Consider the following 14169-nt stretch of genomic DNA (forward strand, 5'->3'; position numbering starts at 1 on the left):
GAGCCATGATGACCGAGAGCATCGACCTGTCTCAGCCGGTACCCGCCGATGAGGTTCTTGACGCCGAAACGCCGGAAGCGGGGAAGCCGAGCGAGCTGGACCGCAAGATCAACGAACACTTTGCCGGCGCCGTCGTCCGCAAGGACCTGGTCAAGGCCGTCAAAGGCAACGCAATCGTGCCCTCCTACGTCCTGGAGTACCTGCTGGGGCAGTACGCGGCGTCGGATGATGAGGCCACCATCCAGGCGGGCATTGACAGGGTGCGCTCCATCCTGGCCCAGCACTACGTGCACCGCAACGAGTCCGAACTGGTCAAGTCCCGCATCCGTGAGAAGGGCCGCTTCCGGATCATCGACAAAGTCAGCGTCACCCTCAACGAGAAGGACGACGTCTACCAGGCATCCTTCGCGAACCTCGGCATCGGCGGGGTACTCGTCGACCCAGGTACCGTGACCGCGAACCAGAAACTGCTCGTCGGCGGTGTTTGGTGCCTGTGCGACATCGAGTACTCCCACAGTGACGACTCCCGCATCGTCCCGTGGGTACTCGGGAGCCTCAAACCGATCCAGATGTCGAACTTCGACTACGACGGCTACCTTGAGGCCCGGGCGAAGTTCACGACGGATGAGTGGATCGATCTGCTCATCCAGTCCATCGGATTCAACCCCGAGATGTTCGGGCGCCGGGCCAAGCTGCTCCAGCTCGTCCGCCTCATCCCGTTCGTCGAGCGCAACTACAACCTCGTTGAACTCGGGCCCAAGGGCACTGGAAAGTCGCATATTTACTCGGAGTTCTCGCCCCACGGCATGCTGATCTCCGGCGGTGAAGTAACCGTGCCAAAGCTGTTCGTCAACAACTCCAACGGTCGCCTCGGGCTTGTCGGCTACTGGGACGTCGTCGCCTTCGACGAGTTCGCAGGGAAGAAAAAGCGCGCGGACAAGGCGCTTGTCGACATCATGAAGAACTACATGGCGAACAAGTCGTTCTCCCGTGGTGTTGAGACTCTTGGGGCGGAAGCCTCGATGGTTTTCGTCGGCAATACCTCCCACACCGTGCCATACATGCTCAAGCACTCTGACTTGTTCGACGAACTGCCGGAGAGCTATCACGATCCCGCCTACTTGGACCGGCTGCACTTTTACATCCCCGGGTGGGAAGTCGACACAATCCGCAGCGAGATGTTCTCGGCCGGCTATGGGTTCGTCGTCGATTACATCGCCGAGGTGCTCAAGTCCATGCGGAACCTCGACTACTCGGACCGGTACCAGCAGCATTTCACTCTCGGTTCGGACATCTCCACCCGTGACCGGGACGGTATCCACAAGACCTTCTCCGGGCTCATGAAGCTGCTTTATCCGCACGAGCAGGCGACCACGGGGGAGATCGAGGAGATCCTGCGCTTCGCGGTCGAGGGCCGCAAGCGCGTCAAAGACCAGATCCTGCGCATTGATGCCACCATGCCCGAGGTGGAATTCGGCTATAAGTCGGTCGAGAGTGGGTGGAAAGGCGTTAGGACGCTGGAAGAAGACCAGTACCCAGCCTATTATCACCGCGGGCGCCCGGCCACGTCGGCCGACGATGCAGAGGCGAATGCGGAGAACACCTACGGCGCGGGGCACGATGCCGCGTCCGTGCCTGAGGCGCCCGTCCCGGTAGAGCTCTTCCAAGGGCACCATGACTTCGCAGAGAACCAGCAGGGAATCTCGTACGAGACACTGCTCCTGCCTTATCTGGCGGGGGCGAGCGAGATTGAGCTGCACGACCCGTATATCCGACTCGGCCACCAGGGCCGCAACCTTGTCGAACTGCTTGCCATGATCGCGGCTGCGAAGGACCCAGCAGAGGAGATCAACTTCAAGCTATTCACGGTGCTTGACGGCGACCCGGAGCACCAGACGAAGCAGCTGCAAATGCTGAGTGCTATCGTTCAGGGCGCAGCCCAGCAAGGCATCAAGATTGACGTCGCCAAGGACCCAGGTGCCCATGACCGCTGGATCCGTACTGACACCGGCTGGCGCATCAACCTCGGACGCGGCCTCGATATCTTCCAGAAGTCCGACGGGGGCTGGTTCGACTTCGGTACCAACCGCCAGGAATTCCGGCAGGTCCGCGCCTTTGGAGTCACCTACATCCGGGAGGCCACTGGTGACGGAGTTGGCGAGATAGTGTGATGATTGCCTATGGGGAGTGAACCCGGTCGACGTTTGTTCCATCTGCGCGGCCAAGTATGCCCAGGCGCGCACGTAACGTCAGCATCAGCGCCGCCACCACGGTACCGGCGGCCTCCGCCACCCACACCTGCGCGTGCTCGGCGCGGTGCTCCACGTCCTCCAGCACGCTTATGTAGGGGTTGTCGGCAGGGAAGTGCCCGGCCCGCAGATCGGCGCGGATAATCCGGCGGACCTCCGGGATGTCCACTCGGCCCGCCCGCCCGAACGCAACCCTCACAAGGAAGCGCCCGAAGCAGCGACAACTCGCTCCGCGTAGTGGCCCAGATGTGCCAAATCCGGCTGCGATGACGGGTCGCTCACGGCATCAGCACCCACGACATTGGCCACGGTCAGTGCTCGGGCGTAATTCAGCTCGCTCCGCAGAGCCAGGACCAGGGCGGCGCAGAACGCGTCCCCCGCACCCACGGTGTTGTGCACCGCCACTGCAACGGACGGAGCCGCGGCCACCTTCCGGCCGTGCTCGAACATCGCCGAGCCCTCGCCGCCATATGTCACCGCCACCAGCTTCGCGTCAGCCAACGCCGGGATCAGCGCACACTCGCTCTCGTTGACGATCACCTGGTCGCAGCGCTCCAGAGCTCCGCCGGCGGGTCCACCGCCGGGGCGGCGTTCAGCACAAAGAACCCGGGCGCCTTTCGGGCCGCCTCCAGCACCACGTCCAGGCCCACCTCCAACTGGCACAGCACCGCCTCATCCGGGCCGAACTTCACCCCGTCCAGCGAAACGTGTGCCTAGGCCCCCGGGCACACGACGATTTGGTTCTCGCCGTCGCGGTCCATCGCGATCAGCGCCGTCCCGGTCGGCTCCGGCAGGACGGCCACGTTGGCGGTGTCCACGCCGGCGGCAGCCAAAGCGTAGAGCATCTTCCGGCCCTGCGCGTCGTCGCCCACGGCGCCCACCATGCGGGCGCTGCCACCCAACCGGGCTGCGGCCGCGGCCTGGTTGGCGCCCTTGCCGCCGGGCTGCTCGGACAGCACCGCGCCGCCGATGGTCTCGCCCGCCGTCGGAAGTCGTTCGGCGGTGGCGATCAGGTCCAGATTGATGCTGCCGACCACGGTGACGGCAGGACGTGTTGTGTTCATGGGAAAACTCTCTCAGGGGGAAGGCCGGAAGCGTTGATGCACCACCCGAGCACCGCCGCAGCCGGGCTGCACGTAGAAGGAGGCACCGCCGTCGTACTCTCCGAAGCCCGGTACAGTGGCGAGCATGGCAGTCCATCATCCGGTTTTCGCGCGGCTCTACCCCGCGATGGGTAAGGCGATGGAGCGTGGCGGCATGGACCAGCGCCGCCGGGCGTTGCTCACCGGCCTATCCGGCGAGGTGGTCGAGGTAGGCGCCGGCGACGGGCTCAACTTTCCGCACTATCCGCCTACAGTCACCCGGGTCCTGGCCGTGGAACCGGAACCGCGCCTGCGGCGGCTCGCCCGCGAAGCGGCCAAGCAGGCTCCGGTACCGGTGCAGGTGGTCGATGGCCTGGCGGAGAGGATTCCCTTCAAGGACGCCAGCGCGGACGCAGTGGTGGTGTCGCTGGTCCTGTGCTCCGTGGCCGACCAGGCGGCGGCGCTCAAGGAAATCCACCGGGTGCTCAAACCTAGCGGGCAATTGCGTTTCCTCGAACATGTCCGGGCGGACACACCCGGCCTCGCGCGGGTTCAACGGGTGCTCGACGCCACCCTCTGGCCACACGTGGCAGGAGGATGCCACACTGGCCGTGATACCGCTGCGGCCATCGAAGATGCCGGGTTTACCATCCAGAGCCAGGAGCGGTACCTGTTTCCCGAGGCCCGCACACCGGTCTCCTTCCACATCCTCGGCACCGCGACACGCGGCGACTAAGAACCGCCCCGCAACCCCTTCTCCAACCGGAACGCCACCAGCGACGCCCCCGCCCCGGCTGCTGCCACCACAGCCGCAAGCGTCCAACCCACCGCCGGAGGAAACTGGGAGAACACGATCCCGAACAGCAACGGCCCCAGCGTTCCGCCGATGTAGGTTCCGCTCTGGGTGATCCCCGTGGCCTGGGCGGTGAACGGATGCGCGGTGCGTGCGACCACGTAATGGGCCAGGCCGTTCCAGCCCCACCCCAGGCCGAACGCGACCACGGCCCCGGCTGCATAGCCGACCGGGAAGCCGGACGCCATGCCCAGCAGACCGAGGCTCCCGGCCCCCATCATCAGCGCCACGGTGGCCATCGAACCGCCGATGCCCCGGTCCGCGGCGATCCCCACAAGCGGGCGCGCCAGGATCCCGGCCACGCTGGCAGCACCCAGCAACAGGCCCGCGCCGGCGGCATCGAAACCCGCCTGCACCGCCATGCTGACAGTGAAAGCACCCACCACATTGGCCTGCCCCGCTCCCAGGGCACTGGCCGCCGCGGTAGCAAACAGGAACGGTTTCAGCCGCCGGGGGAGCGGCTCCCTGCCAGCTTTGCCGGAGCGCCGCGGGACGGGAGCACGGCGCGGGAGGGTGCGGAGGACCACCGGGATCAGGGACGCCGCCAGCAGCGCCGCCAGCGCAAAGGTCCAGTTCCACCCCACAGTGAGCGCGAACACCGGGACCGACAAGCCGGCGGTGAGCGTCGCCGTCGGAATGGCCGCCTGCTTGAGGCCAAACGAGAAGGCGCGGTTGCGGACCGCCACCTGGTCCACGATCAGGCCGTTGGACAGCGGATGGCTCAGGGCGTTGGCGGCACCGGCGAAACTGAGCCAGAGGATCAGCAGCGCCCAGTGCGGGGTAACGAATGCGATGCCGGCCAGTGCCACAAAGCCCAGCCCGACGGCGAGCGGAATCCCGCGGCGGAGCCCCAGTCCGCTGGCCACGTACCCGGCCGGGACGGAGAGCAGCGCCGACACGGCCCAGAAGGTGGCCACCGCGACGCCGAGTGCCGACGCCGTCATGCCCAGGTCCTGCTCGAGCTGGACCGCCAGCCCGCCCACCAGGAAGACCGGCAGCACAGCCACCACAGTCGTCAGCGCCGCGATGGCCGTGGCCCGCTGTCCCGGCCGGCGCGCCGGGTTCCGCACGGGTCCGACGGCGCCCTGCCTCACCGCGCGGAGCTCGGCGTTACGCCCGCCACGTCGTCGGATACGACGGCGTCGCCCGCCAGCATCGACCGCCCGCCGGTGCGCACCTGGGCCAGTAGGCCCCCGGCAAGGAGGACAGCACGTTCGGCCGGCGAGAAATCGAGCCCGAGCGTCAGCTCCGCGTCCCCGTTCACGCGGGCGGTGACGGAGTCCGCGCCAGAGGCCAGGGCGTCGGCAAGCCCGTCGATCACCCAGCGCTGCCCCGTTGAGCTGTGCGCGTCCGGCGGGAGGACCAGCGGCACGATCCCGGCCGCGATCAGGTTGCGCCGGTGGATCCGGGCGTAGCTGCGGGCAGCGACAACCCTGACCCCCAGGTACAGCGGGATCAAAGCGGCATGCTCCCGCGACGAACCCTGCCCGTAGTTCTCCCCGCCCACAATGATCCCGCCACCCCATTCCAGGGCCCGGTCGTGGAATTCAGGGTCCAGGCGGCGGAACATGAAGCGCGCGCATACGGCGATGTTGGACCACACCGACATGGCGATGGCGCCGTCGGGAGCCATGTCGCCGGTCGAGATGTCATCGCCGGCGACGATGAGCACCCGGGCGTCGAGGTCCGCCTGGAGCGGTTCCGGTTGTGGCGGCGGGACCAGGTTGCTGCCGCGCTCGATCTCGATGCTGCGCCGGGTCTCCAACGGCAGGACGCCGGCGATATGCAGGTCGTGGACCTCCGGGCGCGGGGGCGTGGCGGGGCGGAGCTCGCCGCGGCTGACGGTGGAGGCGTCCACGATGGCGCCTTCCAGCGCGCTGGCGGCAGCGGTCGACGGCGAACACAGGTACACGCTGTCCTCCGCGGTACCGCTTCGGCCGGGGAAGTTGCGGTTGAACGTGCGCAGCGACGGTGCGCCCTCCGTGGGCGCCTGCCCGATGCCCACGCACGGGCCGCACACCGGCTCGAGCATCCGCGCCCCGGCCTGCATCAGGTCCTCATAGACCCCGGAAGCGATGATCGTCTGCAGGATCTGCCGCGAGCCCGGGGTCACGGTGAGCTGGACGGACGGATGGACGGTGTGTCCCTTGAGGATGGCCGCCACCGTCGCGAGGTCCTCGTACGAGCTGTTCACCGAGGAGCCGACGCAGACCTGGACCACCTCGGTGCGCGGCAGTTCGGACACCGGACGGACATTGCCCGGGGAATGCGGAAGCGCCACGAGCGGAACGAGGGCCGAGAGATCAAGCCGCTCATCGTCGTCGTACGTTGCCCCTGCGTCCGCTGCCAGGGCAACGAACTGGTCCTCGCGGCGCTGGGCGCGCAGCCAGGCGAGGGTCTGCTCGTCGGAGGGGAAGACGGCGGTGGCGGCACCGGTTTCGATGATCATGTTGCAGATGGTCGCGCGCGCCGAGACGGACAGGGACGCCACGCCCTCGCCGTAGAACTCGAACACCTTCCCGCGGCCGCCGCGCACGCCGTGGCGGCGCAGCAGCTCCAGCACCACATCCTTCGCTTCGGCATTGGGTCCGAGCGTGCCCGTCAGTTCCACGCCCACGACGGCGGGGCACACGAAGTCGAACCCGTAGCCCGCCATGGCCACGGCCACCTCCAGGCCGCCCGCGCCGACGGCGAACATGCCCAGGGCACCCGCCGTGGAGGTGTGGGAGTCCGCACCCACCAGCACACCGCCGGGTCTTGAGAAGTGTTCCAGGTGGATGTAGTGGGAGATGCCGTGCCCGGCGGGGGAGTAGCGCAGCCCGTAGCGGGCGGAGAAGGTGCGGAGGTAGTGGTGGTCCTGCATGTTCTTGTCGTCGATCTGCAGGACGTTGTGGTCGACGTACATGACCGCTAGCGGCACCGCGATGGAATCGACGCCGAGCATTTCGAACTGCATGGCGGTCATGGTGCCGGTGGCGTCCTCGATGAGGATCTGGTCCACGGCGATGGTGATGTCGCTGCCGGGTGTCAGCTCGCCGGACGCGAGGTGGCTGCCGAGGAGCTTCTGGGTCAGGTTCTGGGCCACTGGGATTCCTTAGCGCTGTGCGTACAGACAACTGCGGCCCGCCGTGAACCGGCGGGCCGCAGGAAAGCGGTATTACTTCACGAACTCGTTGGTGTAGGTTTCCTCGAGCTTGATCTCGGTTTCACCGACCTCCGGGTTGGCTACCCGCTGCGTCTCGAGGACGGCCTTGACGCCCTCCTCGGTGAAGGCGCCGTCCTTGCTCAGCGCCGGCTTCATCTCCTCGATGACCTTGGCGTACTGCTCCTTGTCCCCGCCGGCGAATTTCTCCGGCATTTCCGCGGCGATCTCCTCGCCGGAGTGGTCCGCGATGAACTGCAGGGTCTTCTTGATGGCTGAGGCCAGTTTCTTGGCCGCTTCCGGGTTCTTTTCCAGCCAGCCGGCGGTGGCGTACAGGCTCGACGACGGCCACGCGTCGGTGCCGAAGACCTCCTTCAGGCCCTCCGGCGTGCGGACGTCCTGGATGATGGTCGGCTCGGTTCCGAGCCGCTTGGCCAGGACGGTGAGGTCCGGCTCGAGCATGACCGCAGCGTCCACCTGGCCCTGCTCGACGGCGGCCACCGCGGAGGACCCGGCACCGATCGCCGATACCGCGGCGGCGTCCAGCTTCATGCCGTTCTTGGAGAGCAGGTACTTCACGAACATGTCGGTGGAGGAGCCCGGCGAGGTGACGCCCACGTTCTTGCCCTTCAGGTCGGCGACGGACTTGATGGAGTCCTTGTTCTTCTCCGCGACCACCAGCGCAAGGCCGGAGGACAGGTTCATGTTCACGAACGCCTTGACGGGCTGCTTCTTGGCCTGCATCTGGATGGCGTGCTCATAGTAGCCGCTGGTGACGTGGGTGCTGCCGCCGATCATGGCCGTCAGCGCCTTCGACCCGCCCTGCAGGTCCTGGAGCTCGACGTTCAGGCCCTCTTCCTCGTAGTAGCCGAGTTCCTGGGCGAGCGTGGTGGGCAGGTAGGTCAGCAGGGTCTGGCCGCCGACGCCGATAATCACCTTGTCGCCGTCGCCTCCGCCGGCGGTGCCTCCTTGGCCAGGAGGTGCTGACTGCGGGGCGCCGCAGGCGGACAGGGCAAGGGCCAGGCCGGCGATGACGGCGAGTGGCTTGGCGGGGAAAACGCGGCGTCGTTGCCGGTTTGCGGAGCTGAACATGGGAATCCCTTTCGGACGGATGGGCTTTGGATTGGTTAGGAGGCCTGCTGCGGCGGGCGCCAGCGCAGGAGATGTCGTTCCACCCGGTTGACCCCGAGGTCGATGATGAGGACCACGACCATCAGGATGAACATGCCGGCGAACACGCCCTCGGTATCGAACACGCCCTGGGCCTGGGCGATGGCGTAGCCGACACCTGCCGAGGCGCCAAGGTATTCACCGACCACCGCGCCGGTAATGGCAAAGCCGACGCTGATGTGGAGGCTGGAGAAGATCCAGGTCAGGGCGCTGGGAATGAACACGTGCCGGAGGAGCTGCTTCTCGCTGGCTCCCAGCATCTTGGCGTTGTCCACCAGGACCCGGTCCACGCTCTTGACGCCTTCCAGGGTGTTGAAGAAAACGATGAAGAACACCAGGGTGAAGCCGAAGGCAACCTTGGACCAGATGCCCAGGCCGAACCAGAGCAGGAAGATCGGGGCGAGGACAACGCGGGGGAGTGCGTTGAACATCTGCAGGAACGGGTCGAACAGCCGTTCGAGGAGCCGCACGCGGGCCAGCAGGAAGCCGAGGACCAGGCCGGCCGTGGCGCCCGTGATGAATGCGAGGACCGCTTCCTGCAGGGTGATCCAAAGGTGCGGAAAGACGAAGCCCGTGGAGATCCAGACCCACACCGTCGCCAGGATGTCGGAGGGGAGGGGGAAGAAGAACGGGTCGATGATGCCGGCGCGTCCCAGCAGTTCCCACGCGCCCAGGACGGCGACAGCCAGGCCGAGCTGCCCCATCCGGATGGAAAAGTTGGATGCTTCAGGCCGCTTGCGCTTGGGACGCCGGACCGCCGCCGGACTCTGCTCCTTCCGGAGGGGATAGCGCTGGGTGTTCTTCGGAGCTGGTGCCACGGTCATGCTGCGTCGCTCTCTTCTTCTTCACGTGCGGATTCGTACGTCTTGGATACCTCAACCTTGAGGCGGCCCCAGATTTCCCTGTGGAGTTCGACGAACTTGGGATCGTCACGGATTTCAAGGAGGTCCCGGGGGCGGGGGATGTCGATCTCGTAGCTTCCGACGACTGTGCTGCCGGGCCCCGCTCCAAGGATGACCACCTCGTCGGACAGGGCAATGGCCTCGTCCAGGTCGTGGGTGATAAACACGACGGCTTTGTCGGATTCCTGCCAGAGCTGGAGGAGTTCGTTCTCCATGATCTGGCGGGTCTGCACGTCAAGTGCCGAGAAGGGTTCGTCCATCAGCAGGATGTCCGGGTTGACGATCCAGGCCTGGGCAACTGCGGTGCGTTTGCGCATGCCGCCGGAAAGCTGGTGGGGGTACCGGTCGGCGAAGTTCTTCAATCCCACCCGCTCGAGCCAGCGGCGTGATTCGTCATAAGCCTCGGCCTTGGATACCCCCGCCATGGTGAGTCCCAGGCTGACATTGTCGATGACCGACTTCCACGGCAGCAGGGCGTCCTGCTGGAACATGTAGGAGGCCCGGCGGTTCACGCCGTGGACGGGCTCGCCGAAGCTGTGGACCGTGCCGGAGGAAGGGTTCAGGAGGCCGGCCGCCATGTTGAGGATGGTGGACTTGCCGGATCCCGTCGGTCCAACGATGGAGACAAAGCGTCCGGGCTCCACCTTGAGGTCGATGTCCCGGACAGCGAAGTACGACCCGCCGCCGGGCGTTGCGAACTCCTTGGTGCATCCGTTGAGCTCGACCGCGTACTTCGAAGACTTAGGCTGAAAGGGCTGCGTCATTGCTGTTCTCTCGCTAACCACATTGTGGGTTGTTGGCCATATAGTGGGCACAAGGCTAACAGTAACGTCTGTCACACTACAAGGGGTTACAAAAACCGCCGTAGAGCTACTGAGAGGAACCTGGATCCGAGCCATGAGCGCAACCGAGAACGCGGCCGCCCCGCTGCTGGTGCTGAAGAAGATCACATCCATCCTGGATGCCTTCTCGCTGGTACGGCCCGAAATGAGCCTCGCCGAGATCCGCGCGGAGACCGGACTGCCGCACTCCACGGTGCAGCGCCTGGTCACCAATATGCTGCACGAGGGAATGCTCGACCGCCGTGATGACAGGTTCCGGATCGGCATCCGCATGACCCACTGGGCCGCCCCCGCCCGCCAGGGCCTCGATTTCCTGGAACTGCTGACTCCCGTGATCCGCCGACTGCGGGACGAACTGGGTGAAACGGTCTGTATCTTCCGGGAATCACAGGGGAGCAGGGTGTGTATTGCCGTGGCGGAAACCCGGCGCGTGCTCCGTCGGGCGGTGGAGGTGGGTGACATCATGCCCCTCCACGCCGGCTCCGCGGGCCGCGTACTGCTCGCCTGGAACCCCGACCTTGCGGAGAGGGTCTACGGCTCGGGCCTCCAGTCCATGACCGACCGGACCATCACCGACGCTGCAAACCTTGATGCCGCCGTCGCCAGGACCCGCGCGGACGGTTTTGCCATCACCACCGGGGAGCGGGTTTCCGGGGCCAGCGGCCTGTCGGTGCCGATCTTCGGGCCGCAGGCCGAGCTCTACGGCGCACTCACCGTCATGGGCCCCACCATGAGGATGCCCTACGATGTGTGCGCCTCCTGGGTGGAGCCGGTCATCGCCGCCGCAGCTGAAGGAACCCGGCTCATCGGGGGAAGCCTTCCGCCGGAGGTCATGCCCGTATCGTGATTTTCTGTTCACAATATGAGGAGCGGGGTGCATACTGGTTTCTGTACGACGGCGCCGACGGACCTCCGGGCGTGAGCGCGGTCCGCATCAGGAATCAGGAGTTGAGATTTGATGAAGGTTTTCGAAACCGGCACGGCGGCATCTGCTGCTGAAGCTCCCGGCAATGGCGCCGGTCCGCTGTCCGGAGTGCGGGTCCTCGAACTGGGATCACTGATTGCCGGACCGTTCGCGGGACGGCAGATGGCGGACTTCGGCGCCGAAGTCATCAAGGTCGAATCCCCCAACCGTCCCGACCCCATGCGTGAATGGGGCCGGGCACGGGTGAACGACCATCCCCTGTGGTGGTCTGTCCAGTCCCGCGGCAAGAAGTGCGTCACCATGGACCTGAAGGCCCCGCGCGGCCGGGAGCTCTTCCTGGAGCTCTGCAAGGAAACCGACGTCATCCTGGAGAACTTCCGCCCGGGCACCATGGAAAAGCTTGGCCTCGGTCCGGAAGAGCTGTGGAAGATTAACCCCGGCCTCATCATTGCCCGCGTCTCCGGCTACGGACAGACTGGCCCCGAAGCGTCAAAGCCCGGGTATGCCTCCGTCGCCGAGGCGCGCAGTGGACTGCGGCACCTGAATGGCTACCCGGACCAGCCACCGCCCCGCACCGGCATTTCCCTGGGGGACAGCCTCGGCTCGCTGTACGCCCTGCAGGGGATCCTGCTGGCCCTGTACTGGCGGGACGCGCGCGGCGGAACCGGCCAGGTGGTCGACGTCTCGCTCGTCGAGGCGTGCTTTTCCCTGCTGGAAAGCGCCGTGCCGGACTATGCTGCTGCCGGTGTTGTCCCGGGACCCAGCGGTTCGGGACTTAAGGGGATCGCGCCGTCGAACATCTTCCGCTCCAGCGACGGCAAGTGGGTGGTCATCGCAGCCAACCAGGACTCGGTCTTCGTGCGCCTGGCCGCGGCGATGGGGATGCCCAACCTCGCGGAGGACCCGAAATACCGCGACCACGCGCAGCGCGGCCACAACCAGGAGGAGCTGGAAGGCGTCATCGCCGACTGGGCGGTGAACTACACCGCCGGCGAGCTCGTCAGCCTCCTCGATCAGCACGGTGTTCCCAACAGCACGGTGAGCACCGTTGAAGACATCTTCGAGGACCCGCAGCTCAGGGCCCGGGACATGCTCGTGGAAGTGCCCGACGACGAACTCGGCACCGTGGTCCAGCCGGGAATCGTCCCCAAGCTCACCCGCTCCGCCGGCCGGATCGGCTGGAACGGGCCCCTGGTGCACGGCTCCCACAATGCGGACGTGTACCAGGGCCTGCTGAACCTCACCGAAGAAGACCTGCAGAATGCGCGCAGCGAAGGAGCCATCTGATGGCGTTTGCCCACGAAACCCGGCCCGTCTCGATCGTGGACGTCAGCCCGCGTGACGGCCTGCAGAACGAAAAGACCCCCGTCAGCACCGAAGACAAGGTCCGGCTCATCCAAGAGCTGATTGGGCTGGGCGCCAAGAGGATCGAAGCCGTCAGCTTTGTAAACCCCAAGGCAGTTCCCCAGATGGCCGACGCCGACGCCGTCATGGCGGCCGTCCCGCGCACCGGCGCCGCCAGCTACATCGGCCTGGTCCTGAACACCAGGGGCGCCCACCGCGCCGTCGACGCCGGGGTGGACGAGATGAACTATGTGCTCCCGGTGACTGACGCCTTCGCCGCCGCCAATCAGAACACCACCGTTGCCGCCGCGCTCGCCGCCCTGGAAGAAGTGTCGGCGATTGCCGCGTCGGCCTCCATACCGCTCAGCGTCACCGCCGCCGTCGCTTTCGGATGCCCCTATCAAGGTGACGTCCCCGCGGAGCAGACCCTCGACGTCGTACGCAATGCCATGGCGCGCGCGGACCTCGCGGAGGTGGCGCTGGCGGACACGATCGGCTGCGCGGTGCCGTGGCAGGTAGGGGAGACGTTCGCCAGGCTGCGCGGGGAAACCGACCTGCAGCTGAGGGCGCACCTGCACGAGACCCGCCACACCGCGCTGGCCAACACCTATGCGGCGATGGCGGCCGGCGTCGATGTCTTCGACAGCAGCGTCGGTGGCCTCGGCGGATGCCCGTTCGCTCCCGGCGCGGCAGGAAACAGCTCCACGGAGGACCTCGCGTGGATGCTGGAGCGGGCCGGATTCCACACCGGCATCGACCTGCAGAAGGCGACGGAACTGGGCCGCTGGATCTGCGGCAAGGTGGGCACGGCTCCGCGTTCCGGGCTGTCAGGGGCCGGGCCGTTTCCCGCGGCGGCGTAGGGCGGCATGCGCACTGATTTCAGCCCCTCGGCTGCGTCCGCCCGTGATTTCTACCGGCTGCTGACCGCGGTGGTGGTGCCGCGGCCGATTGCCTGGGTGTCGAGTGTTTCGCCGGACGGCGTTGACAACCTTGCGCCGCACTCATTCTTCACCGTCGCGTCCACAAACCCGCCCATCGTGCAGTTCACGTCGGTGGGGGAGAAGGATTCGCTCCGCAACATCACGGCGTCCGGAGAGTTTGTCGTCAACCTCGCTCCGGTCAGCCTCCTCGAGGAGATCAACGCGACCGGCACCAATTTCCCGCCGGAGGTCAGCGAGTTCGACGCCGTCGGGCTGGCCCGCGAGCCCAGCGTCACCGTGCGCGCGCCGAGGGTGAAGGAATCACCCGCGGTGCTCGAATGCCGGCTCCACTCGGTGCTGCCGATGGGGGACTCCACCCTGGTGTTCGGCGAAGTGACCCACGCAGCCGTGAGTGATTCGGTGCTGGACGGCGGCCACCCGCGGATCGACCTGCTGGAACCGCTGGCCCGGCTGGGGCTGGACGAGTGGGGAATCCTGGGCGACATCCGCGACCTGAGCCGGATCAGGCTGAAGGACTGGCCCGGCCACTTCCGCCCGGCACTCTAGGCCCGCCCACCACCGACGCTCTCTCACTTGATGCAGGTTTTCTTCCGACGCTCTCTCACTTAGTGCAGGATTTCCGAGAACGCTTCCGCACGGACTTAGGTCCCTGTTCCGGCTAAACCCCCGGGCGTAGCTTGAGAACAGGGCCGGCACCCGCGGGCCCGCTCTCGAAGGGG

At 66.5% G+C, this 14169-nt stretch carries 12 protein-coding genes and 1 pseudogene; 6 read left to right on the forward strand and 7 right to left on the reverse strand.

Going from position 1 to position 14169, the window contains the following annotated elements:
• Positions 1-8 precede the first annotated feature (8 nt).
• Positions 9-2171 (forward strand): BREX system Lon protease-like protein BrxL, encoded by a 2163-nt coding sequence (gene brxL / locus ACFWIX_RS05795; RefSeq protein WP_377215163.1) that lies wholly within the window; start codon positions 9-11, stop codon positions 2169-2171.
• Between the two features lie 7 nt (positions 2172-2178).
• Here the strand turns inward: brxL and ACFWIX_RS05800 are convergent, their stop codons facing one another.
• Positions 2179-2418: a hypothetical protein gene (locus ACFWIX_RS05800; RefSeq protein WP_377215164.1), complete on the reverse strand. Its 240-nt coding sequence runs from the start codon at positions 2416-2418 to the stop codon at positions 2179-2181.
• A gap of 26 nt (positions 2419-2444) precedes the next feature.
• Positions 2445-3313 (reverse strand): annotated as a pseudogene (locus ACFWIX_RS05805) (PfkB family carbohydrate kinase).
• 124 nt (positions 3314-3437) lie between these two features.
• Between ACFWIX_RS05805 and ACFWIX_RS05810 the strand changes: the two are divergent.
• Positions 3438-4067, forward strand: coding sequence for a class I SAM-dependent methyltransferase (locus ACFWIX_RS05810; RefSeq protein WP_377215165.1), 630 nt, complete (start codon positions 3438-3440; stop codon positions 4065-4067).
• Here ACFWIX_RS05810 and ACFWIX_RS05815 read toward each other — a convergent pair.
• The 5 genes from ACFWIX_RS05815 to ACFWIX_RS05835 form a co-directional block, all read right to left on the reverse strand.
• Complete coding sequence (locus ACFWIX_RS05815; protein ID WP_377215166.1) at positions 4064-5254, reverse strand: MFS transporter; 1191 nt, start codon at positions 5252-5254, stop codon at positions 4064-4066. The genes ACFWIX_RS05810 and ACFWIX_RS05815 overlap by 4 nt on opposite strands.
• A gap of 20 nt (positions 5255-5274) precedes the next feature.
• Positions 5275-7269: an aconitate hydratase gene (locus tag ACFWIX_RS05820; RefSeq protein WP_377215167.1), complete on the reverse strand. Its 1995-nt coding sequence runs from the start codon at positions 7267-7269 to the stop codon at positions 5275-5277.
• A gap of 72 nt (positions 7270-7341) precedes the next feature.
• Positions 7342-8418 (reverse strand): ABC transporter substrate-binding protein, encoded by a 1077-nt coding sequence (locus tag ACFWIX_RS05825; RefSeq protein ID WP_377215168.1) that lies wholly within the window; start codon positions 8416-8418, stop codon positions 7342-7344.
• 35 nt (positions 8419-8453) lie between these two features.
• Positions 8454-9320 carry an ABC transporter permease gene (locus ACFWIX_RS05830; protein ID WP_377215169.1) on the reverse strand — a complete coding sequence of 289 codons (867 nt, stop codon included), beginning with the start codon at positions 9318-9320 and terminating at the stop codon, positions 8454-8456.
• Positions 9317-10162 carry an ABC transporter ATP-binding protein gene (locus tag ACFWIX_RS05835; RefSeq protein WP_377215170.1) on the reverse strand — a complete coding sequence of 282 codons (846 nt, stop codon included), beginning with the start codon at positions 10160-10162 and terminating at the stop codon, positions 9317-9319. Before ACFWIX_RS05835 ends, ACFWIX_RS05830 begins: the two co-directional genes overlap by 4 nt.
• Before the next feature lie 133 nt (positions 10163-10295).
• Between ACFWIX_RS05835 and ACFWIX_RS05840 the strand changes: the two genes are divergently transcribed.
• From ACFWIX_RS05840 to ACFWIX_RS05855, 4 genes are all read left to right on the forward strand, one after another.
• Positions 10296-11087: an IclR family transcriptional regulator gene (locus tag ACFWIX_RS05840; protein ID WP_377215171.1), complete on the forward strand. Its 792-nt coding sequence runs from the start codon at positions 10296-10298 to the stop codon at positions 11085-11087.
• A gap of 111 nt (positions 11088-11198) precedes the next feature.
• Positions 11199-12452, forward strand: coding sequence for a CaiB/BaiF CoA transferase family protein (locus ACFWIX_RS05845; protein ID WP_377215172.1), 1254 nt, complete (start codon positions 11199-11201; stop codon positions 12450-12452).
• Positions 12452-13369, forward strand: coding sequence for a hydroxymethylglutaryl-CoA lyase (locus ACFWIX_RS05850; protein ID WP_377215173.1), 918 nt, complete (start codon positions 12452-12454; stop codon positions 13367-13369). Before ACFWIX_RS05845 ends, ACFWIX_RS05850 begins: the two co-directional genes overlap by 1 nt.
• A 6-nt stretch (positions 13370-13375) precedes the next feature.
• Positions 13376-13996: a flavin reductase family protein gene (locus tag ACFWIX_RS05855; RefSeq protein ID WP_377215174.1), complete on the forward strand. Its 621-nt coding sequence runs from the start codon at positions 13376-13378 to the stop codon at positions 13994-13996.
• The last annotated feature ends 173 nt before the right edge of the window (positions 13997-14169 follow it).

This window comes from Pseudarthrobacter sp. NPDC058362 (genome assembly GCF_042723515.1).
Classification (GTDB): domain Bacteria; phylum Actinomycetota; class Actinomycetes; order Actinomycetales; family Micrococcaceae; genus Arthrobacter.

What these genes read in the sequence shown, in the direction of transcription:
- ACFWIX_RS05825 (WP_377215168.1), bottom strand. Translation starts at nt 8,418, where the DNA reads ATGTTCAGCTCCGCAAACCGGCAACGACGCCGCGTTTTCCCCGCCAAG.
- ACFWIX_RS05835 (WP_377215170.1), bottom strand. Translation starts at nt 10,162, where the DNA reads ATGACGCAGCCCTTTCAGCCTAAGTCTTCGAAGTACGCGGTCGAGCTC.
- ACFWIX_RS05810 (WP_377215165.1), top strand. Translation starts at nt 3,438, where the DNA reads ATGGCAGTCCATCATCCGGTTTTCGCGCGGCTCTACCCCGCGATGGGT.
- ACFWIX_RS05850 (WP_377215173.1), top strand. Translation starts at nt 12,452, where the DNA reads ATGGCGTTTGCCCACGAAACCCGGCCCGTCTCGATCGTGGACGTCAGC.
- brxL (WP_377215163.1), top strand. Translation starts at nt 9, where the DNA reads ATGACCGAGAGCATCGACCTGTCTCAGCCGGTACCCGCCGATGAGGTT.
- ACFWIX_RS05855 (WP_377215174.1), top strand. Translation starts at nt 13,376, where the DNA reads ATGCGCACTGATTTCAGCCCCTCGGCTGCGTCCGCCCGTGATTTCTAC.
- ACFWIX_RS05840 (WP_377215171.1), top strand. Translation starts at nt 10,296, where the DNA reads ATGAGCGCAACCGAGAACGCGGCCGCCCCGCTGCTGGTGCTGAAGAAG.
- ACFWIX_RS05845 (WP_377215172.1), top strand. Translation starts at nt 11,199, where the DNA reads ATGAAGGTTTTCGAAACCGGCACGGCGGCATCTGCTGCTGAAGCTCCC.
- ACFWIX_RS05830 (WP_377215169.1), bottom strand. Translation starts at nt 9,320, where the DNA reads ATGACCGTGGCACCAGCTCCGAAGAACACCCAGCGCTATCCCCTCCGG.